17 protein-coding genes are annotated in these 20471 nt (G+C 72.0%); 15 read left to right on the top strand and 2 right to left on the bottom strand.

What is annotated here, in order from left to right:
- The first annotated feature begins 26 nt into the window (after positions 1-26).
- The 8 genes from CHC09_RS37885 to CHC09_RS37850 all read left to right on the top strand — a co-directional run bounded on the left by CHC09_RS37885 (position 27) and on the right by CHC09_RS37850 (position 12369).
- The gene (locus tag CHC09_RS37885) at positions 27-566 is read left to right on the top strand and encodes a GNAT family N-acetyltransferase (RefSeq protein WP_239138802.1); all 540 of its coding nucleotides are present in this window, start codon (positions 27-29) and stop codon (positions 564-566) included.
- A gap of 118 nt (positions 567-684) precedes the next feature.
- Complete coding sequence (locus CHC09_RS37880; RefSeq protein ID WP_089298094.1) at positions 685-1431, top strand: LuxR family transcriptional regulator; 747 nt, start codon at positions 685-687, stop codon at positions 1429-1431.
- A 168-nt stretch (positions 1432-1599) separates the two neighbouring features.
- A complete protein-coding gene (locus tag CHC09_RS37875; RefSeq protein ID WP_089298093.1) occupies positions 1600-2586 on the top strand; it encodes a DUF8094 domain-containing protein in 987 nt (328 codons plus the stop codon).
- Complete coding sequence (locus CHC09_RS37870) at positions 2586-4889, top strand: TOMM precursor leader peptide-binding protein (protein WP_089298092.1); 2304 nt, start codon at positions 2586-2588, stop codon at positions 4887-4889. The genes CHC09_RS37875 and CHC09_RS37870 overlap by 1 nt, the downstream gene beginning before the upstream one ends.
- 19 nt (positions 4890-4908) lie before the next feature.
- Positions 4909-6366, top strand: a complete 1458-nt coding sequence (locus tag CHC09_RS37865) for a SagB family peptide dehydrogenase (protein WP_143232805.1) — start codon at positions 4909-4911, stop codon at positions 6364-6366.
- Positions 6363-7169 carry an HlyD family efflux transporter periplasmic adaptor subunit gene (locus tag CHC09_RS37860; protein WP_089298090.1) on the top strand — a complete coding sequence of 269 codons (807 nt, stop codon included), beginning with the start codon at positions 6363-6365 and terminating at the stop codon, positions 7167-7169. Before CHC09_RS37865 ends, CHC09_RS37860 begins: the two co-directional genes overlap by 4 nt.
- Positions 7166-9355, top strand: a complete 2190-nt coding sequence (locus CHC09_RS37855; protein ID WP_203833372.1) for an NHLP family bacteriocin export ABC transporter peptidase/permease/ATPase subunit — start codon at positions 7166-7168, stop codon at positions 9353-9355. The genes CHC09_RS37860 and CHC09_RS37855 overlap by 4 nt, the downstream gene beginning before the upstream one ends.
- A gap of 29 nt (positions 9356-9384) precedes the next feature.
- Positions 9385-12369: an ATP-binding cassette domain-containing protein gene (locus tag CHC09_RS37850; RefSeq protein ID WP_203833371.1), complete on the top strand. Its 2985-nt coding sequence runs from the start codon at positions 9385-9387 to the stop codon at positions 12367-12369.
- A 100-nt stretch (positions 12370-12469) separates the two neighbouring features.
- Here the strand turns inward: CHC09_RS37850 and CHC09_RS37845 are convergent, their stop codons facing one another.
- The gene (locus CHC09_RS37845) at positions 12470-12952 is read right to left on the bottom strand and encodes a hypothetical protein (RefSeq protein WP_143232804.1); all 483 of its coding nucleotides are present in this window, start codon (positions 12950-12952) and stop codon (positions 12470-12472) included.
- Positions 12953-13224: 272 nt separating this feature from the next.
- Positions 13225-13977, bottom strand: a complete 753-nt coding sequence (locus CHC09_RS37840) for a MerR family transcriptional regulator (RefSeq protein ID WP_089298088.1) — start codon at positions 13975-13977, stop codon at positions 13225-13227.
- 254 nt (positions 13978-14231) lie between these two features.
- Here CHC09_RS37840 and CHC09_RS37835 point away from each other — a divergent pair, with 254 nt between their 5' ends.
- The 7 genes from CHC09_RS37835 to CHC09_RS48610 all read left to right on the top strand — a co-directional run bounded on the left by CHC09_RS37835 (position 14232) and on the right by CHC09_RS48610 (position 20436).
- Complete coding sequence (locus CHC09_RS37835; RefSeq protein ID WP_089298087.1) at positions 14232-14597, top strand: hypothetical protein; 366 nt, start codon at positions 14232-14234, stop codon at positions 14595-14597.
- 151 nt (positions 14598-14748) lie between these two features.
- Complete coding sequence (locus CHC09_RS37830; protein ID WP_089298086.1) at positions 14749-15123, top strand: hypothetical protein; 375 nt, start codon at positions 14749-14751, stop codon at positions 15121-15123.
- Positions 15124-15224: 101 nt separating this feature from the next.
- Positions 15225-15587: a hypothetical protein gene (locus CHC09_RS37825; protein WP_089298085.1), complete on the top strand. Its 363-nt coding sequence runs from the start codon at positions 15225-15227 to the stop codon at positions 15585-15587.
- Positions 15588-15590: 3 nt separating this feature from the next.
- Positions 15591-16751 (top strand): YcaO-like family protein, encoded by a 1161-nt coding sequence (locus CHC09_RS37820; RefSeq protein ID WP_089298084.1) that lies wholly within the window; start codon positions 15591-15593, stop codon positions 16749-16751.
- Entirely contained in the window at positions 16744-18144 is a 1401-nt protein-coding gene (locus CHC09_RS37815; protein WP_089298083.1) for a TfuA-like protein, read from the top strand. The genes CHC09_RS37820 and CHC09_RS37815 overlap by 8 nt, the downstream gene beginning before the upstream one ends.
- Positions 18141-20342: a B12-binding domain-containing radical SAM protein gene (locus tag CHC09_RS37810; RefSeq protein ID WP_089298082.1), complete on the top strand. Its 2202-nt coding sequence runs from the start codon at positions 18141-18143 to the stop codon at positions 20340-20342. The genes CHC09_RS37815 and CHC09_RS37810 overlap by 4 nt, the downstream gene beginning before the upstream one ends.
- Complete coding sequence (locus CHC09_RS48610; protein ID WP_275407957.1) at positions 20305-20436, top strand: hypothetical protein; 132 nt, start codon at positions 20305-20307, stop codon at positions 20434-20436. Before CHC09_RS37810 ends, CHC09_RS48610 begins: the two co-directional genes overlap by 38 nt.
- The last annotated feature ends 35 nt before the right edge of the window (positions 20437-20471 follow it).

Below are 20471 nucleotides of genomic sequence, written 5' to 3'. Positions count from 1 at the left end.
CAGACCCCGACCCTTCCGAGGTGACAATGGACGAACAGGTGATCCTGCGGCCCTTCCGGGAGCCGGATCTGCCGTTTCTGGAACGGCTGGGCTCGGATCCCGGTGTCACCGGGCGCTACGTGTGGGCCGGGTTCCGCGATCCACGGTTGCGGCGATTGCGCTGGGAGAAGGACGGATACGTCGCCAGCGACTCCACGGCGCTCGCGGTGATCGGCAAGGACCCCGCGTCCGGCCAGGAGGCCGTGCTGGGCATCGCCAGCTGGGAGGCTCGGGACCGCGGTGGCCCGCCCGGTGGCTGCTACGAGATCGGGCTCGCGCTGCTGCCGGAGTGCCGCGGGCGTGGGCTCGGCACGACAGCCCATCAGCTGATGGTGCGTCACCTGTTCGACTGCACCCTGGCGCAGCGGCTGGAGGCCCAGACCGACGCCGACAACATCGCCGAGCAACGCGCGCTGGAACGGGTCGGCTTCAGCCGCGAAGGTGTGTTGAGGAACGCGCGGTTCCGCGAGGGCAGCTGGCGGGACATGCTGATCTACGGAATGCTCCGCACCGGGCCGGACATCTGACCGGGCTGCTTCCAGCCGGCGTTCCAGCGCCCGTTCCAACGCCCGTTCCAACCCCGTCGGCCAGGCTGGCACAGCAAGTCACGCCGTAGGCGTGCCGGCCAGCGCGACGGGAGCAGCCATGGACCGTACGGCGGAACTACGGGCCTTCACCGAGGCCGCGACGGCCCTCGCCGCCGGTCGGCAGTCGGTCGTCGAAGTGGTCGGCGCGGCCGGGACGGGCAAGACGAGCCTGCTCGCCGCGGCGGTGGAGAGGCTGGCCCGGCCAGGACTGCGGATCCGCACCGGACGCGCGGCCGAGCTCGAACGTGAGATCCCGTTCCAGGTCTTCCTGCACGCTTTCGGGCGGCACGAGCAGTGGCCGCTCGGTGAGGACGACGAACGGTTCTGGGACGACGCCACCGTCCGGGCCGCGGGGACGCCACTGAGCGTCGAACAGTTCCTGCTCTGTCGCCGCGGGCGGCGCCGGATAGCCGCTCGTGCCGGCACCGGCCTGGTCCTGGTCCTCGACGATCTGCAGTGGGCCGACCGGCTGTCCCGCGACCTGATCGGCCACCTGCTGCGATATCCGGTGGCGGCCCCGCTGCTCCTGGTACTGGCCTACCGTCCCGGGCCGGCCGTACGGTGGGAAGCGGGCCCGGAGGTGCGGCGGCTGCGGCTGGGTGCGACGGCGCCCCTCCCGCTGGCCAGGCTCACCGCCCGTCAGCTTCAGATCGCGCGGCTGGCCGGCACCGGAGCCACGACCAGGCTGATCGCCCGGGAGCTTTCGGTCAGCCCGCGCACGGTCGACGCCCACCTGGCCCGCATCTACCGGCTCCTCGGCGTGCCGTCCCGGGCCGGGCTGGCCGCCGTCGTCGCGCATGGCTGACATCGATCGGTGTCGTCGTGCCGACGCGGTGGCCACATTCGCTGCCGTGTCCCGCGGGGTGCCCGGTACGGTCTGCCGCCATCGGCCTCGGCGCCGCCGGGGCGGGGAAATACTCATGGCGCGGATCATGCCGTCGGGGCAGGTCCCGCACCCCGTCGGGAGGCTGTCGTGAGTCGTCTGCGTCCGAGCCGGTCGCCGCTGGCCGGAGGAATCCTCGCCGTCCTGCTCGGATTCGGCCTGACCGGCTGCGCCCGTTCCGAGACGGCCGCCGCCGCGCCGGGCCCCGCCCCCGCGTTCGGGGTACCCGCCGCGACCGAGGTGCTGGCCGCCTTCGACAACGCCGATTCGGCCGCGACGGTGGCCGGCGACGTGGCGGGGCTGCGTACCTCGGAGGTCAGCCCCTCACTCGACGGCAGCGTCGCGGCCGTCAACAAGGCCCGGCTCGTAAAGCGCAACCAGCCCGGTTTCCGGCACGTGGATCCGGTGTTCGCGCTGCCGGCCGACGATGCCGGTTGCTTCCTGGTGACGGCGAAACTGCGGCTGACCGGCGAGGAACTGCGGATGACCGACGTCAGCCACTTCCTCCGTACGCCGGAAGGCAGTTGGAAGCTCAGCCACAACGTGCAGATCGGGCCGGACGGGCAGGCCGCTCTGGCCTCCCTGGGCAGCGCGTCCGCCGTGGCGTCCGCCGAAGCCCTGCCCGACGAACTCCGGCAGCGGCTGGCGGCGCAACTGTTCACCCGGACCATCGGATCCGAAGCTCCGGACACCACCCTGGTGGCCTCCAACGTCCTGCTGGACCGCAGGTTCGCCGGCGGCTGGGCGGTCTACACCCAGCAGATGCAGGGGGTCGGGATGACGGTCGCCCGCACCTTCAGCCGGGCCCAGTGGTCCGATTGCGCGGCCCGCACCTCGGCCGGCACGCTGGCCTTCGTCACGCTCGCGGTCTCGGACACGATCACCGGCAAAGCCGCCTCACTGACCCCGGACGCACCGGACATGGCCGCGCTCGGCCGGTCCGCGGCGGTGCACGGGCGCAGCATCAGGATCGCCCGCCTTCAGACGTTCCTGCTGCTCGTGCCGCCGGACGGGACCGCACCGGCGAAGCTGCTCGGCCTCGCCGACGCCCCGGTGTCGCTCGACGTGGCGAAGTGATGGACACCGGCCGCCTGCGCCGCCCCCGGCTGAGGGCGGACTACCAGCCGGTTCTCTGCTCCGGTCCGGAGGGTGCCTACCTGGTCGTCGTCGGCGAGCACCGCAACCTGCTGATCGACGATCCGGCGACGGTCGCCCTGACGCCGCTGCTGGACGGCACCCGGACCGTGGAGCGGCTTGCCGCCCTGGTCGCGGACCGGCACCCGATGGCGGCCGTCGCGTCCGGGCTGCGCCGGCTGGCCGGGCTCGAACTGCTGGCCGACGGACCGGCCGGGACCCGTACCGCCGTGGCGGCCGGCTGGGACGCCCGCGGGGTCGCCCCGGACGCCGCCGAGCAGTGGACGGCGACCGGGCGGGTGCTGCTTGTCGACGCCGGCTCGCCGGTGACCGCCTCGATCGCGGACCGGCTGGCCCCCATGGTGGGCCGCGTGCAGGTCGTGGCCGCTGACGACCCCGACCTGCGGGCCATCCTGGCCGGCGCCGACCAGATCGTGGTCGCGCCCGGCTCGTACGTGGACGACCGGCTGTCCCTGGTGAACGACGCCTGCCTGAGCGCCGGCCGTCCGTGGACCCTGATCCGGGCGCACGGCTCGGTGCTGGTCCTCGGCCCCCACCTGATCCCGGGCTCGACCGGATGCTGGTCCTGCCTGCGGCAGCGGTGGCTGGAGAACGAGCAGGTGGAGAACTACCTGGCCGGGCAAGGCGACGCCGGTCGCCGGGTGACCGTGGCACGGGCGGTCCTGCCCGGCACGGTGGCGACCGCGGTCGGTCTGCTCGCGGCGGAGCTGCCGGTGCTGGCCGTCGCCGGGCGGTCGCCCCGCATCACCGGCCGGATGATCACCCTGGACAGTCGCGACCTGACCACCTCGGAGCACGAGCTGATCCGCCAGCCGCAGTGCCCGGCGTGCGGTGACCCCGGCCTCACCCGGGCCGCCGATCCGCGGATCACCCTGGCCGCCGCGGCAGCGACCGACGTGGACGGCGGCACCCGTACCGCGTCCACCGCCGAGGTCGAGCAACGGCTGACCAGGCACGTGAGCCGGTACCTGGGCGTCGTCACCCGGCTGGATCCGCTCACCGGCCCCGACGACCTCACCCAGAGCTGGATCTCCGGACACAACTTCGCCGTGGCCCGGCACCCGGCCGGTCTGCGCAAGAGCCTGCGCGGGTTGTCGGGTGGCAAGGGCCGTACGGTCGCGCAGGCCAAGGTGAGTGCCATCGCCGAGGCGATCGAGCGGTACAGCGGGGTCTGGCGCGATGATCGGCCGGTGCGCCGGGCCGCGTACGCCGATCTCGACCCGGCCACCACCGTGCACCCGCGCGACCTGCTGCTCTTCTCCGACAAGCAGTACGCCAACCGAGGGCACAGCAACGCCGGCGGCGGACACTTCCACCGCGTCCCGGTACCGCTGGCCGACGATCAGCCGCTGGACTGGAGCACCGCCTGGTCGCTCACCCACGACGCCCCGCGCGACGTGCCGGCCGCCTACTGCTGGTACGGCCACCCGGACATAGCCGCGCTCGACGTCTGCGCGCCCGACTCGAACGGCTGCTCGGCGGGCAACACCCTTGCCGAGGCGATCCTGCAGGGTCTCGGCGAACTGGTGGAGCGGGACAGCGTCGCCCTGTGGTGGTACCACCGCTCCCGGCTTCCCGGCGTCGACCTGGCGTCGTTCGCCGACCCGTGGATCGACGCGCTGCAAGCCCATTACGAGGACGCCCTGGGCCGGGAGCTGTGGGCGCTGGACCTCACGGCCGATCTCGGCATGCCGGCGTACGCCGCGGTGTCCCGGCACCTCGAGCGGCCCACCGAGGACGTGATCGTCGGATTCGGCAGCCATCTCGACCCGGCGACAGCGCTCGGCCGGGCGCTGACCGAGCTGAACCAGTTCCTGCCGATCGTCGCGCGGTTCGTCGGCGGCAACACCCGGTACGGCATCACCGACCCCGACACCGTGGCCTGGTACCGGACCGTCCGGGTGGCCGACCAGCCGTGGCTGACACCGGACCCGCAACTGCCGCCGAGCACCGTGCACACCCATGACCGGGCCGGAACCGGGGACGTGGCCGGGGACGTGCGGCACTGCGTCGATCGGCTCCGCCGGGCCGGCCTCGAGGTGATCGTGCTGGACCAGTCCCGCCCGGACCTGGATCTGGCCGTGGTCAAGGTGATGGTGCCCGGACTGCGGCACTTCTGGCGCCGATTGGGACCGGGACGGCTCTGGGACGTGCCGGCCGCCCTGGCCCGCACCCCGCGGGCGCCCGGTGAGGACTCGATCAATCCACTCAATGTCTTCTTCTGACAAGGCGAGGGGGTCCACGGTGACGAGTACAGCAATCCGCGGCGGTCCGCCCGCGGCGGCCGCCGCCCACGAATCGTTCCGCCTGCGCCGGGACGCGGAGTTGAACACCGATGAGACCGGTGAGCTGCGATTGCGGCAGAGCCGGTTCCAGCTTCCGCTGAGCGGGCTCGGCGTCAGCCGCCGAGCGCTGGCCCTGCGGCTGGCCGCCGATTGGGTCGGCGACCTGGAACTGCACCGGATCGTCGTCGGTCTGGAAGGCGAGGGACAGGTGCTGCCCGCGCAGATCCTGCTGCGCCGTCTGGCCGCCCACTCCTGGCTGGAGCGCCGGCTGCACGCCGGCGGCCGGCCGTTGCTCGACGTGGTTCCGCGGGGCCTGGGCTCGGGCAGCCTGCCGGAGGCGCGGCGGCACGAGCCGGGCAGCCGTTACCGGCTCTCCCGCTTCGCCGGCCTGCGCGTCCAGGACGGACGGCTGGTGGCCGGTTCGCCGCTGGCCACGGTCGCCGTCGCCTGCGTCGACGCCGGCCTGGCGACGGTGTTCGCCGCCGCGGCGGACCCGGGTTGCGACGTCCGCGGCGTGGCGCACATTCTCGCCGTGCCGGAGCCGATCGCCGGCCGCGTCCTCGACGAGTTGCTCACCGCCCGGCTGCTGGTCACCGCGGCGGAGTTCGAGCAGGAGTCCTCGGCCGCCCCGCTGGCCTACTGGCTGCCCGAGGAGCTCGCCCTGCACGACCGGGCGCGGCCGGGCCGGCACGTCGCCGCGGTGGGCGGCACGTATCCGTTCCGCGGCAAGCTGCCCCCGGCCTCGCTGCGCCGTGACTTCCCGGACGGCCGCCACCAGGTGCTGCCGGTCCCGGACATGGAGCTGGTGGCCAAGCGCGACGACCCGCTGACGACGGTGGTGCGGGCACGCCGCTCGATCCGGGAACACGACGACGGTCAGCCGCTCACCGTCGACGCCCTCGGTGAGTTCCTGTACCGGGTGCAGTACACCAGCGGTGTCAAGGAGGCCGGCGGGCAGGAGATCGGCCATCGCCCGTACCCGGGCGGCGGCGGGCTCTGCGAGCTGGAGATATATCCGCTCGTCTCGCGCTGCTCCGGTCTCGACCCCGGCTTGTACCACTACGACTCCGTCGAGCACCGGCTCACGCTGCTCACCGACACCGATACCACCGGCGGCCGGGTGGCCCGGTATGCCCGCTCGGCGGCCGGCATGGCCGAAACACCGCAGGTTCTGCTCGTGATCACCGCACGCGTGCAACGGATGATGTGGAAGTACGAAGGACTGAGCTACGCCATGGCCCTCAAGAACGCCGGGGTGCTCACCGGTCTGATGTATCTGGTGGCGACCGCGATGGGGCTCGCGCCCTGCGCCCTCGGGGCCGGTGACTCGGCCGGCTTCGCCCGTCTCGCCGGCATCGACCCGCTGGTGGAGCCGAACATCGCCGACTTCGCGCTCGGCTCGCGGAGGACGGCATGAAGTTCCGGCGACAGGCGCTGCGCCACCTGGAGGCGCCGGAACAACTGGACGACGTGATCAAGCTCGCCGGCGTGCCGAGCTGGCTGATCACCGTGGCCATGACCGTCGCGGTGGCCTGCGCGGGAGTGTGGGCGGTCTACGGGACCGTGCCGCGGGTGGTGGGGGCGGCCGGCGTGCTCATCCACTCCAACGGGGTGTCCGCCGTCGACGCGATGATCGGTGGCCAGGTCGTCAAGGTCTGGAGCGCGGCCGATCAGCGGGTGACCAAGGGCACGCCGCTGTACAGCGTGGAACAGGACGGGAAGATCACCATCGTGAACGCGCCGTGGGACGCGTACGTGGTGGCCTGGCTGGTCAGCGAGGGGGAGCTGCTGGAACCGGGCACGCCGGTCGCCGACATGGAGCGGCTCGACACGCCCGGGGACGCGCTGCAGGCGGTGGTCTTCGTACCCGCTGCCGCGGCCCCCCTGCTGCAACCGGGAAACCGGGTCACCGTCGTCGCCGACGCGGTGCCGAGCGCGGTGTTCGGCACCCTCTCCGGCACCGTCACCGACGTCGCGTCGTTCCCGGAGACCGAGCAGTCGATGCGGGCCTTCCTGGGCAGCGGCGCCGACCTCCGCCGCCTGCTCGGCGCGGGCAGCGTCATCCGGGTCACCGTGCCGTTGCAGACCGACCCCGGCTCGCCGAGCGGCCTGCGCTGGTCCAAGACCGCACCACCGTTCCAGCTCAACTCCGCCAGCGCGATCACCGCCCGGTTCACCATCGCCACCGAACACCCGATCGACTGGCTGGTGAACCGGTGACCGCCCCGGCCGACATCGACCTGGGCGAGGTCTCCGCCGCGGCCGTACCCCACCCCCGCCGGCGCCGGGTCCGGACCCCCACCGTGATCCAGATGGAGGCGGTCGAGTGCGGCGCCGCCGCCCTCGGCATCGTCCTCGGCCGCTACGGACGGCATGTCGCCCTCGAGGAGCTCCGGCAGACCTGCGGCGTCAGCCGGGACGGATCCACGGCGGCCAGCGTCCTCAAAGGCGCCCGCAAGTACGGCCTGGTCGCCAAGGGTTTCCAGATGGACGTCGACGGGCTGGCCGACGTGCCGCTGCCCGCGGTGCTGTTCTGGAAGTTCGAGCACTTCGTGGTTCTGGAGGGGCTCGGGCGCCGGGTGCGGATCAACGATCCGGCCACCGGTCCGCGAACGGTCAGCTGGTCCGAGTTCGACAGCGCGTTCACCGGCATTGTCCTCACCATGCGGCCGGGCCCGGACTTCGAGCCCGGCGGGACCCCGTTCCGGGTGCTGCCCCAGCTGGCCCGGCGGTGGCGCAACCTCGGTTCGGTGGTGCCACTGACCGTGCTGCTCGGCCTGCTCATCGCGGTGGTCGGCCTGACCCAGCCGGCGCTGGTGCGGGTCTTCGTCGACCGGGTGCTGCTGGGCAAGGATCACGGTGCGTTCACGTCGCTGGCGCTGGCCATGAGCGCCGCCGTGCTGCTCACCCTGGTCGCCGGGCTGCTGCAGCAGCGACTGCTGATCCGCAGCGAGACCGCCCTGGCGCTGAGCAGCGGCTCGCGCTTCTTCCGGCGCCTGCTCCGGCTGCCGGTCGCCTTCTTCGACCAGCGTCAGGCGGCCGACCTCACCCAGCGGGTGCGCAGCAACGACGTGGTGGCCGACCTGCTCACCCGGCGCGTGGCGGCCACCGCGGTGGACACCGCGCTGGTCGGGGCGTACGGGGTGCTGTTGTGCTCCTACGACGTCACACTCGGGCTCTGCGCGATGGCGTTCGCCGGGTTGAACGTGGCCGTGCTGCGCTACGTGGCGGCGCACCGCACCAGCGTGGTCGCGGGTCTGCAGGCGGAGCGCGGCAAGATGTTCGCGACCGTCTACACCACCATCCAGATGATCGAGTCGATCAAGGCCACCGGCGAGGAGGAGGTCGGCTACCAGCGCTTCGCGGCGCGCGGTGCCGCCGTCAGTTCGAGCCAGCAGCGGCTCGGTGTGCCGGCCGCGGTGCTGTCGGTGATTCCGGCGCTGATCGCGGCGCTGAACACCGCCGTCCTCCTCGGGCTCGGCAGCCGGCAGGTGCTCGCCGGCACCTTGAGCGTCGGGGTGCTGGTGGCGATGCAGGGGCTGGTCACCGCCATGAACCGGCCGATCGTCAACCTGACCGCGCTGGGCTCGAGGCTGCAGGACATGAGCGCCGATCTGAGCCGGTTGCGCGACGTGGAACGCTATCCGGCCCCGGCCCGTACGGCGGTGACCGCTCCGGTTGCTCCCCTGCAGGGACACCTGCGGATCGAGAAGGTGAGCTTCGGCTACAACCCGCTCGGCGCGCCGCTGCTGTCGGATTTCGACCTAGACATGCCGCCCGGGTCGCGGGTCGCCCTGGTCGGCTCCTCGGGCAGCGGGAAGTCGACCGTGGGCCGCCTCGTGGCGGGTCTCTACCCGGCCTGGTCCGGCCAGGTCACGGTGGACGGGCTCCGGCGCGACGAGATCGACGCCGAGCTGTGGGCGGCCACCGTCGCGATGGTCGACCAGAACCGGATGTTCTTCGAGGGAACCATCCGGGACAACGTGACGCTGTGGGATCCGACGATCGGCGACGAGGAGGTGATCGCGGCGCTCAAGGATGCCGCGATCTTCGCCGAGATCGCCGGCCGGGCCGGCGGTCTGTCCGGGCCGGTCCAGGAGGGCGGCCGGAACTTCTCCGGTGGCCAGCGGCAGCGCCTGGAGATCGCCCGGGCGCTGGTGCGCCGGCCCCAGGTCCTGGTGCTGGACGAGGCGACCAGCGCTCTGGACGCCGAAACCGAACTGCTCATCGATCGCAATCTGCGCCGCCGGGGCGCGACCTGCCTCATCGTCGCCCACCGTCTGTCCACCATCCGGGACGCGGATCTCATTGTGGTGCTCGAGGGCGGTCGTGCGGTCGAACGGGGCACCCACGACGAGTTGATGGCGGCCGGCGGGGCGTACGCCCGGCTCCTGCGCGAGCACTGACCTGCGTGACCGAGGACGGAGGAGGCGGCATGACGATCGAAACGCCGATGATCGCCGGCTGGACGGACCTGATCGGGCTGACCACACCGGCCGGCCGGGGACCGTTGCGGCTTGACGGGCAGTACGCCGCCGCGCTGATCCGTGGCGGCCCGGCCGATCTGTTCGCGATACGGCACGGCGGGGCCGATGGCGCGCAAGCACGACGCCACTTCGTCGCCCGGCTCCCGGCCGGCACCCTGATGCCGAGCCCCCCGGTGGCCGGCGCCTGGCAGCTCGTCGTGGTGCCGCTGCCGGACACCGAGGTGGGCTGGCTCGGCGAAGCGGCCTACCGCACGGTGGTCGGCGCGGCCGACGCGGCGGTGACGCCGGACGCCGCCGGCGAGGAGGTCGCCCGCGCCCTGGTGTCCGGCCTGGAGACCGGCCTGCAGGCCATCGCCGACGCGCTGCGCACCGGTCAGCCGCCGCGCGACGCGCCGCCGCTGGCGCCCCGCTCGGTCGGCTCCCTGGCCGCCGGCGGAGTGCTCGCCGGGACCTCCGGCCTGTGGTGGTTGCGGGTCGTGGGCGGTGATGTGGTCCGCAACGACGGTGACCGCGGTGAACCGATCGGCGGCGGCGAGTTGCTGCTGCTCACCGCCCGGGACTGGATCACCGCGACCGCGCCGTGCACGGTGGAGAGCATGAGCAGCGGGGAACTGCTCGCCGCGGGGCAGCTGTGGACCGCCGCGGACCGGCACGTCGCCCGGCTCCTGCGGGTCGTGGAGACGCGCATCGGCCGTGCCGACGCGGAGTTCCTGCACACGCTGCGAAAGCGGAAACAGATCAACGCCGCGGTGGTCGCCGACGCGGCGCGCGCCGCCTACGGCGTGGTCGGCGCGACCGACCGGCAGGCGCCGCCGGCCGAGGTGGCCCACCTCAACACCTACCAGCTCGCGGCCGCCGTGCTGCGGGCGCTGATCACCGAGGATCAGGTCCGGATCGTCGAACCGGCCGACCGCAGTCAGGCGCCGGCCGACCAGCGCGCAGCGCTGCACGCGGTGGCCCGCGCCTCCGGCCTGCACGTCCGGGAGGTCCGGTTGCCCGGCGGGTGGTCGCGGCGCGACCTCGGCCCGATGATCGGATGGCGCCGCACCGGCGATGACGGCAAGGAGGAAGCGGTCGCCCTGGTCCACCACCGCGGCGGTTACCGGACCCTGGACCCGCAGACCGGTGCCACGCTGCCGCTGGACGCCGCCGAGATCGCCCGATTCGGCGAGGCGGCCACGGTGGTCCAGGTCCCGTTGCCGCTCGCATCGACGCTCGGCGACGTGCTGCGCGGCGGGCTGCGCGGCGGCCGCCGCGACCTGACCGGCCTGGTCCTCACCGCGGCCGTGGTCGCCGGGCTGGGGCTGGCGATTCCGCTGATGAGCGGCCGGGTGCTCGGGGCCGTCGCCGGTCAGGGCACCGGCGACGGGCTCCTGCAGTCCGCGGCGCTGCTGGTGTCGAGCGCTCTCGTGGCCGCGCTGGTGGGTATCGCCCAGAACCTTCGGCTGCTGCGCGTCGAGGGTCGCGTGGAGCTCGGCTCGCAACTGGCCGTGTGGGACCGGTTGATGCGCCTGCCGGCGCAGTTCTTCTCCCGGACCACCAGCGGCGAACTTGCGAACGCCGTCCTCGGCATAACCTTCGTCCGGGAGTCGTTGTCGGGTGTGCTGGCGCAGGGGGTGCTGGCCGGCGTGACCGTGGTGGCCGACCTGCTGCTGCTGGCGATCATCGACATCCGGGTGGCGCTGAGCGGCTTCGCCCTGCTCGCCGCGACCTCGGTGCTCGCCTGGGTCTGCGGCCGCGCGGTGATGCGGCGCATGCACCGGGCACTGCCCGCCGAGCACCGGGCCGCCGCGCGCACCAACCAACTGCTGGGCGGCATCACCAAGGTGCAGATCGCGGCGGCCGAGGACCGGGCCTACAGCTGGTGGTCGGCGGCCAACTCGACGGCCCGGGCCGAGCTTCAGCGGGTGCGGCGGGTGCAGGCGGTCCTGGCCGCGGCGGCCGGTGTGCTGCCGATCGCCGGCCAGCTGGCGCTGTTCGCCCTCCTGGCCGGCCCGCTCGCCGGGCGGCTCACGATCGAGGACTTCTTCGTGGTCAACGTCGCCTTCGCGCTGCTGCTCGGTGCAGCGCTGGTGCTGGTCACGGCCGGCATCGAGGTCGTGGCCGCGGTTCCCCGGCTGGCCGACCTGCACGAGATCATCGACGCGGAACCCGAGAAGCGGCCCGACCGCGCCGATCCGGGCGAGATCCGCGGCGAGATCAGCCTGCACAACGTGACCTTCGCCTACCACGCCGATCAACCGCCGATCCTGGACGACGTCTCGTTCACCGTTCGTCCAGGGGAGTTCGTCGCCGTCGTGGGACCGAGCGGCTGCGGCAAGTCGACCCTGCTGCGGCTGCTGCTGGGCTTCGAGGAGCCGCGTAGTGGCAGCGTCCGCTACGACGGCCAGGACCTGTGGGAACTGGACGTGCAGGCGGTCCGCCGGCAGTGCGGGGTCGTGCTGCAGGACGGCACGCTGTTCGCGGGCTCCCTGCGGGAGAACCTGTGCGGCGCCGGCAGCTATCCGCTCGACCGGGTCTGGGAGGCGGTCCGGATGGCCGGCCTCGAGCAGGACGTCCAGGCCCTGCCGATGGGGTTGGGGACCATGGTGCCGTTCGGGGGCGGCACGCTGTCGGTGGGGCAGCGGCAGCGGGTGCTCATCGCCCGCGCGCTGATCCACCATCCCCGCGTGCTGTTCTTCGACGAGGCGACCAGCGCGCTGGACAACCGTACGCAGGAGGTCGTCACCTCCAGCACCCGTCAGCTGGCGGCCAGCCGGATCATCATCGCGCACCGGCTGTCCACGGTGCGCGACGCCGACACGATCCTGGTGATGGACCGCGGCCGGATCGTCCAGCGAGGCGATTACGACATGCTGATGGCGGACCGGGACGGGCTGTTCCACCGTCTCGCCAGCCGCCAGCTCCTCGGCGGTGCGCCGCCGTCGCGGTAGGCGCCGGCCCTTGCCGGCGGCTCCTCGACGGGGCGCCGCCCCTGACAACGGACGCGGCCGGAACGGAAGATCCGTTCCGGCCGCGTTGTATCAAATCGGATCAGGTGGTCAGGTAGAGCGTGCCGCTCCACCGGATCCACGTGCCTTCCGACCCGTCGTAGACGGCGGCCCGCAGGCGGAGCTCGCTGCCCTCGGTGAAGTTCTTGTTGCAGTAGGCCCACTTACCGCTGCCCAGCGAGTTCCGGCAGTAGCCCCAGCGGGTGAGGGTGCCGCCGACGTAGTTGTCCCAGTCGGCGACCGCCGACGCGCTGTCGGCGGCGGTGTCCTTCACCCACAGGATGTCGCCGTAGGCTTCCAGGCAGGCCGTCGCTCCCGTCGTGGAGACGCAGTTCAGCCCGGAGGACGGCGGAGTGCCCTCCACGGCGGTGTTCCATTCGATGTCGGGGACGGCAGCCAAGCTGCTGACCTTGCTGAGGTCCTTACCCGGCTTGGTGTCCGCCATCGCGGCGGTCGGCGCGACACCCACACCGATCACCCCGATCAGCGCGGCCACGATGATCGTGAACCAGCTTTTTCGCGACAACTTTTTCCTCCTCGTCATTGGCGGCCCCGTGAATGAGTTGCCCGGCCGCTGAAGATTCCGAAAACCTTTCGCGCCGCCGAGCCTAATCCACAGTGGATGGCGAGAGTGCCCGGCAAATCCCCCCAAATCGGTCGACTTTCGGATGATCTTCCGTTGCGGGCATTTGTTCCGCAAAGCAAGGAAATTCGGCAGACACCAGACGACCCGGCAGAGGAGAGGAGAAAGCACCCGAGCCGCCCACTACCGCAGGCCCGCCGTGGCGGGATCAGGCGTCAGCCGTTGTCGACCAGCTCGGACTCGTCGAGGTCGAAATCGAGGTCGTCGGGGCCGGCCATGAGGTCGGCCGCGGCGGCGCGGCCGTGGTTCTCCACGGTCAGCCGGAACGCCTCGGTGAACAGGCCCACCAGGCACTGGGTGAACACCACTGTGTCCTGTTCGAGCTGCTCCCACGTGCCCCCGGACTCCCCGGGGGCACGCCGGGCGTCCACCAGCCGCCGGCACGTCGACCGGACCAGGTCGTCGGTGCGGTCGCGCAAGGCGTCCAGCACGTCGGCGAGGATCTGCAGGGACGGCAGCGTCGGGACACCGCCGCGGCGCAACTCGAGCGCGGAGCGCAGGGCGCGCGGGCGGACCGTACGGACCGTGCCGTCGTCGGCGCGGCCGACCACACCGTGCTGCATGAGCGCGTAGACGAGGGCCGGGTGGTCGAGGCCGAGCCGTTGCAGCAGGGTGGCGAGCTGGTCGGTGTCCGGGTCGGCGCTCTGGGTGCCGAGGATCGCGTCGATGGCGACCAGGTTGAACCCCTGCCGCTGCAACGCCTTGATCGACTCGATGCGCCGCACATGGCCGGCGTCGTAGTAGGCGGTGCGCCCGACCCGGATCGGCGGGGCGAGCAACCGCCGCGCCTGGTGCGCCCGCACATTGCGGGCCGACATCCCGACCCGGCGGGCAAGCTCCTCGATGGTGTAGCGCTCGCCGGCCGGTGGAATCGTGGTGCGATCCGGCGTTGACGCGGTTGCCGTCATCGACCCTCCCGGCGTGCGACTGCCGCTCACGCTACGGGCGCCGGGCCGGTGCGCAAAGCAGTGAAATCACTGCTTCCGGTACGCCGCTCGCAGTATTACCATCCGCCGCGTCACCGCGATTCCCTGGTTTGCACATTTTGCTTCCTCAATTGCTTCGGCGACTGTCCGACATTGATGGCATTCACCGCCGTTCGGTGCCTCCGACGGCCTCCCGCTGCACCATGAAGGTCACTGCCGAGTGGAAGGAAAAAGGCGTGACCAACGGAGAGCGCGCGGCGTTCGTCGCCGCATACAGCAGGCTGGTAGCCGAGGTGTGGGCCGACGCGGCCGCCGAGCGGGCACTGGCCGAGAACCCGCGGGATCTGCTGGCCGAGTACGGCCTGACGGTGCCCGAGCACGTGCACATCGCCGTCGTGCGGGACGCCAACGACGCCCAGCCTGACCTCGATACCCAGGTCACGGCCTGGGAGAACGCCGGCCAGTTGGGAACCTTCACGCTCTACGTGCCGGCCACCGGCCCGATCGGTGAGGCGGAGCTGGAGGAAGACGAGCTCGACCGGGTGGTCGGCGGTCTGGACGCCAGCTGTGCGTGCTGCTGCCCGTGCTGCAGCACGACCTGAGCCCTCCATGTCATCGATCCGTGCCATCTGTTTCGGCCGGCGGTCACGAACGGTGTCACCCGGGCGACAGGTCTTGAAAGAAAAATCCATTCGCCCCTAGCTTCTGTTGCAGCGACGCCATCCCGCTCTTCATTTCCCGGAAGGAAATGCCATGACTACTGCCGGCCAGACCCCGGAGCCCGTCGACGCCGAGTTCCTCAACAAGTACACCGCGATGATGGTTTCGGTGTGGAAGGACGAGAACGAGGAGCGCAAACTGCTCGCCGACCCCCGGCAGTTCGCGATCGGCGCCGGCCTGCCGGTGGCCGAGGACAAGGCCGTGCGTCTCGAACGCGGCCAGGCCGACGGGCTCTTCACCGCCGAGCAGCTGCTCGGCGACTGGAACGGCGCCGAGCACGTTCTGCACGTGCCCGAGGCGCCGCTGATCGACGTCAGCGAACTCGACGAGCGCGAGCTCGAGGTGGTCGCGGGCGGGAACAGCGATTCCTCGGTCAACGTCATCGTCGCCTGCGTCGTCAACGTCTGATCCGGCGCCGGTCACCGACGTACCTGCCGGGCGCCGGACATCCTCCGGCGCCCGACCCCCTTCGCCCGGTCCCGCGCCGGGCGGCGCGAGAAAGGAAGACGATGAGCGAGACGCCCGACGCCAACGACGACTTCATCGCCCGGTACACCACGCTCATGCTCGCGGTCTGGAACGACGCCGAGACCGAGCGGCGCCTGGTGGCCGACCCGCGGGCCGAGGCCCTGACCGCCGGGTTGCCGGTCCAGCCGAACGCGGCCGTCGTGCTGGACCGTAGCCAGCCCGACGGCGTGTTCTCCCGGGAGACGCTCGTCGCCGACTGGACCGCCGACCCCGGCCGGCATGTCCTGCACGTGCCGGCCGCCCCGATGATCGACCTCGACGAGCTGGACGAGCGGCAGCTGGACCTGATCGCCGCCGGCAGCAGTGACACGAACGTCGTCATCGTGCTCTGCGTCGTGGCCTGACCGATGAGCCAGGGGACAGTAGCGGTGGCGGAGCGGACGTTCCGTACCGTGCCGGCCGAGCAGACCCGCCGCCGGGTCGAACCGATGCTCTCCACGTTCGGCATCACCCGGGTCGCCGACATCACCCGGCTCGACGAGATCGGGATACCGAGCCACGTCGCGTACCGGCCCTGCGGGAAGACGCTCGCGGTGAGCCTCGGCATCGGCCTGACGCACGCCCAGTCCTGGGTCGGCGCGGTGATGGAGAGCATCGAGACCTGGCACGCGGAGAACGTGACGCTCGAGGTGGCGGCCCGTGGCAGCGCCCGCGACGTACGGCCGGGCTACGACGTACGCCGTCTCAACCTGGCCGAGGGCTCGTCGCTGACCGATCGCGTCACGCTGGACTGGCTGCCGGCCACCGGCGTGCTCACCGGCGAGCCGGCGCTGGTGCCGCGCGAGTTCGTCCGGCTCGACTCCACCAGCCGGTTGACCTGGGGACATCTGCTGTTCCAGGTGAGCAGCAACGGCCTCGGCGTCGGCAACTCGCCGGCCGAGGCGACCCTGCACGGCCTGATCGAGCTGATCGAACGTGACTGTTGCGCGCCGTACACGGTCACCCCGCTCAGCCGGCGGCGATACGTCGATCCGTCCGGCACCGGCAACCCGACGGTCGAGGCGGCACTCGCCGCGCTGCGCTCCGCCGACTGCTGGGTCGAGCTCTGCGAAACCACCAACGACCTGGGCATACCGGCGTACGCCTGCTCGATCTGGTCGCCGGACGTGCCGCTGGTCTTCGGCGGGTTCGGCTGCCATCCCGACGCGGGGCAGGCGGTGGCGCGCGCGTTGATGGAGGCGATCCAGTCGCGGCTCGCAGGCATCTCGGGGGCTCGCGACGACATCGACGCCACGGTGTACGACAAGGCCGACGGCGCGATCGCCCCGAGCATCGCCGGGCGCACCCTGCACCCGGTCGTCCCGGCCGACGCCCCGACCGGCACCGACGCCGACGCGATGCTGCGGTTCTGCGCCGAGCGGGTGTGGGCCCGCACCGGGGTGGAACCGATGGCCGTCGACCTCACCCAGCCCCGGATCGGCATCGCCGCCCGCAAGGTGGTCGCTCCGGGCCTGGCGCTGTGCAACGAACGTGACATGGCCAGACGACCGGGGGAGAACCATGTCTGACTACGTGTTCCTCGGCCCCAGCCTCGACGCGGCCGAAGCGGTGGACCTGCTGCCCGGTGCGATCGTGCGGCCGCCGATCGAGCATGGCGACCTGCTGCGCCTCGATCCGGGACCGGGTGACCGGGTGTTCATCGTGGACGGGCTCTTCATGCTGCGGGCGCCGGTCCGGCATCGCGAGATCCTGCACTACCTCGACCGCGGGGTCGTGGTGGCGGGCAGCAGCAGCATGGGCGCGCTGCGGGCGGCCGAACTCTGGCAGTACGGCATGCGCGGCGCCGGGACCGTCTTCGAGCTGTACCGCGACGGTGTGGTCACCGACGACGACGAGGTGGCGGTGGTGCACGCGCCGGCCGAGGAGGACCACCGCTCGATGAGCGAGCCACTGGTCAATCTGCGGGTGGCGCTGGACCGGGCGGCCCGCGCCGGCGTCCTCACCACCGGCGAGGCGTCGCGGCTGCTGGAGACCGGTCGCGCCCTGCCGTTCCGGGCCCGGGGCCGGCGAGCCCTGCAACGGGCGGCGAAGGGCGGGCCGGCCGGCGACAGCTTCGAGCGGTTCGCCGCCTGGGACGCGGCACACCCGACCGATGTGAAGGCCGAGGACGCCCGGCTCCTGCTGCGCCTCGCGGCGGCCGGGGATCGCGCCCTTCGTCCCCGTGACGCGGCGGACACCCCGATCGAGAACGTGGACACCTACATCATGGAGGCGTGGACGGCGCGCGCCCACGGGCGTACGGCCGGCGGCGCCCTGGTCAGCGACGCGGTCACGGTGGCCACCATCATGGTGCTGCACCCGGAGTTCCCGGCCCGGCACGCCGAACGCGTGCTCGCCGACCTGGTGGGTGCCGAGCGGGACGCCGACCCGGAACGGGTGCGGCAGCGAGCGGTCACCCTGGCCCAGGAACGTGGCCTGCTTCCGGTCGACGACCCGGCGGCGATCTACGACTCGCCGCTGCTGACCGCGAGCGACCGCGACCGGTCCCCGGCCGACGCCGCGCTGCGCGTGCTGATCCGCATGTTCGGCCCGGTCGACTGCGGCACCCTGGCGGTCCGCAACCTGCCCGCGGCCCTGCGCACGCCCGAGGTGATCGAGGCGGCCCGGTCCTTCGCCGGATCGGCCATGCGGCTCAACGACCGGCTGCCCCACCCCGACCCGCACCGGCCCCACCTGCGCATGACCTTCCGGGACGAGGTCGTCGACCGGTTGCTGTGCCGGTTGTGGGATTGCCCGCCGCAGGAGTTGCCGGCCGCGGTCCGCGACCACGGCTTCGTCCACCTGGATCGGGTGCGGGCGCTGCTGGAACCGCTGACGGCCGGACTGAAGGTCTGCGGCCCGCCCGCTTTCCCGGGCGCCGCAGCGGTCAGCGCGCCCCTTGTCCAGCTGGTCTCGGCATGACGGCCCGGCCCAAGGCGGTGCTGATCTACCCGCCGCTGACCGATCCCACCTCCGGCTACCACTCGCTGAGCTACCTCGACTCCTTTGCGCGGTCGCGCGGATATCCCGCCGCCGACATGATCGACGCGAACATCGAGGCTTTCCACCACTCGTTCTCACCGGCCGGTGTGGCCTGGCTGCGGGAGGCCCTCACCGCCGCCCCGGCGTCGGACCCGCTGGCCCACTACGACGACGTGTCCTGGCAGGTGGAGGCGCTGCGGACCGGCGAGCCGGATCCGGCCGGAGTGCGCGACGCCGTCGCGGTCCTGCGGGACCCGGAGCGGTTCTACCGCTACGACCACTACGCCCGCGCGGTCGAGCAGGTGCTCGCCTGGATGAACTGCCTGGCCGGCACCGGCTTCCCGGGCCAGTTCACGAACGGCTTCCAGCTGCGCATGCCGCCGGCCGTCGCGCTCGGCTCGGTCGCCGCGCTCCGCGACGAGGCGGTGCTGGACCGGCTCGCAAGACCCTTCCAGCCGTACGTCGAGGGCGTGCTCATCCCGCAGCTGGTCGCCGGCGACTACGACGTCGTCGGGCTCAACATCACCTACCAGGCCCAGCTGCCGTTCGCCCTGTGGCTCGCCCGGCTGATCCGGCGGGCGCTGCCGGGGGTGTTCCTGGTCGCCGGGGGCACCGAGGCGTCGGACGTCTGGAAGTACCTGCGCGACAAGACCCAGATGTTCGCGGTGTTCGAGAACTTCGACGCGGTCGTGGTGGGTGAGGGCGAGACGGCGTGGGTGGAGATCCTGGACAGCGTGTCGGCCGGCACGATTCCGTCGTCGCACCCCAACATCCGGCTGCATCCGCGCTACCGGGCGATGAACCTGCTTCCCGTACGGTACGAGCCGATCCGCGGGCTGCCGACGCCGGACTACAGCAGGCTGCCGTGGGACAAGTACCTGAGCCCGGAGCGGTTCGTCTACTACTCGCCGACCCGCGGCTGCTACTGGAACCGGTGCACGTTCTGTGACTACGGGCTGAACACCGACGGCCCGACGAGCCCCTGGCGGCAGGACACCGTCGAGTCCATCGTCACCGATGTCGCCGAGCTGTCGAAGTTCGCCAAGTTCATCTACTTCTCGGTCGACGTGCTGGCGCCAGCGACGATCCTGAGGTTCGCCGAGCGTGTCCTCGAGACCGGGATCGACGTCCGGTGGGGCGCCGAGATCCGGCTGGAGAAGTACTGGTCGGACGAGCGGTGCGAGACGCTGCGCCGGGCCGGCTGCGTGGCCGTCTCGGTCGGGTTCGAGTCCGGCAACCAGCGCGTCCTCGACCTCATCGACAAGGGCACCCGGCCCGACCGGGTGCGTCAGACCATCACGTCGATGACCAAGGCCGACATCGGCGTACAGATGATGGGCTTCACCGGTTTTCCCACCGAGACCGCCGCCGAGGGCCGGGAGAGCATCGACTTCCTCCTCGACAACCGTGATCTGTGGACGTTCGGCGGCCTCGGCCAGTTCATGCTCACGTCGGGCTCGATCGTGGCGCGCCGGCCGGACCGCTTCGGCGTCACCGACATCCGGCCCCTGCCCGGCTCGGACATCCAGCGGGTGCTGCTCTACGACGAGCCGATCAGTGAGGCCGCCCGTGCGGAGCTGTCGGTGGCGGCGGCGCGCGCCTTCGAGATGCCGCACGCGCGGCCGTGGCTGAGCAGTGTGGACACGCCGCACTCGTTCTTCTACCACGACCGCTTCGGGGTGTCGGTCCGCGACGCTCTCGATCGTGACCTCACGGTCCGCGACGACGACGAGGACCGGGCCTTCGTGGTCAACGGCCTGTTCACGGACCGGCCCGACGAGACGGTGGTCGACCGGCTCACCACCACCTACCAGCTCACGTACGGCGCACCGATCCCACCGGACCGGCTGCTGTTCCGGCGTATCGACGGGCAGATCACCCCGCTGCCCCGGTCCTACAAGCCGATTCTGAACCTGTTCCAGCAGCCCACGACGTTGCGGGCGGCGCACGCACAGCTCTGGATGCTGGACTCGGCCGCCGCCCGGAAGGTGTGGCAGACGCTGATCAGCCGGCGCCTGATCCGCCGGCTCCCCGAGTTTCCGGACCGACCGGTCCCGGACGAGACCACCACTCAAGGAGGTGAAAACAATGACTTCGACGATGACCAAGGCACCCCTGCGCAAGATCGCCGTGCGTAAGGCCGGCACGGTCCGGCTCACTTCGGCCGCCGCGTCGATCTACGCCGACGGCTGTGTGCCGCCGGGGCTGCCGCCGATCCCGTGGCCCTACTGATGTCGCTGATGCCCGGCCGGTCGCCGGCCGGGCAT

The sequence above is a fragment of the Actinoplanes regularis genome (genome assembly GCF_900188005.1).
Taxonomy (GTDB): Bacteria; Actinomycetota; Actinomycetes; order Mycobacteriales; family Micromonosporaceae; genus Actinoplanes; species Actinoplanes regularis.
Note: the sequence above shows the minus strand (reverse complement) of the source record. Positions and strands in the feature narration are given on the sequence as shown.

Bases quoted from the DNA above. Each gene is read 5' to 3' on its own strand.
- CHC09_RS37885 (WP_239138802.1), top strand. From the start codon at position 27: ATGGACGAACAGGTGATCCTGCGGCCCTTCCGGGAGCCGGATCTGCCG.
- CHC09_RS37880 (WP_089298094.1), top strand. From the start codon at position 685: ATGGACCGTACGGCGGAACTACGGGCCTTCACCGAGGCCGCGACGGCC.
- CHC09_RS37870 (WP_089298092.1), top strand. From the start codon at position 2,586: ATGGACACCGGCCGCCTGCGCCGCCCCCGGCTGAGGGCGGACTACCAG.
- CHC09_RS37860 (WP_089298090.1), top strand. From the start codon at position 6,363: ATGAAGTTCCGGCGACAGGCGCTGCGCCACCTGGAGGCGCCGGAACAA.
- CHC09_RS37850 (WP_203833371.1), top strand. From the start codon at position 9,385: ATGACGATCGAAACGCCGATGATCGCCGGCTGGACGGACCTGATCGGG.
- CHC09_RS37840 (WP_089298088.1), bottom strand. From the start codon at position 13,977: ATGACGGCAACCGCGTCAACGCCGGATCGCACCACGATTCCACCGGCC.
- CHC09_RS37830 (WP_089298086.1), top strand. From the start codon at position 14,749: ATGACTACTGCCGGCCAGACCCCGGAGCCCGTCGACGCCGAGTTCCTC.
- CHC09_RS37825 (WP_089298085.1), top strand. From the start codon at position 15,225: ATGAGCGAGACGCCCGACGCCAACGACGACTTCATCGCCCGGTACACC.
- CHC09_RS37820 (WP_089298084.1), top strand. From the start codon at position 15,591: ATGAGCCAGGGGACAGTAGCGGTGGCGGAGCGGACGTTCCGTACCGTG.
- CHC09_RS37815 (WP_089298083.1), top strand. From the start codon at position 16,744: ATGTCTGACTACGTGTTCCTCGGCCCCAGCCTCGACGCGGCCGAAGCG.
- CHC09_RS37810 (WP_089298082.1), top strand. From the start codon at position 18,141: ATGACGGCCCGGCCCAAGGCGGTGCTGATCTACCCGCCGCTGACCGAT.
- CHC09_RS48610 (WP_275407957.1), top strand. From the start codon at position 20,305: ATGACCAAGGCACCCCTGCGCAAGATCGCCGTGCGTAAGGCCGGCACG.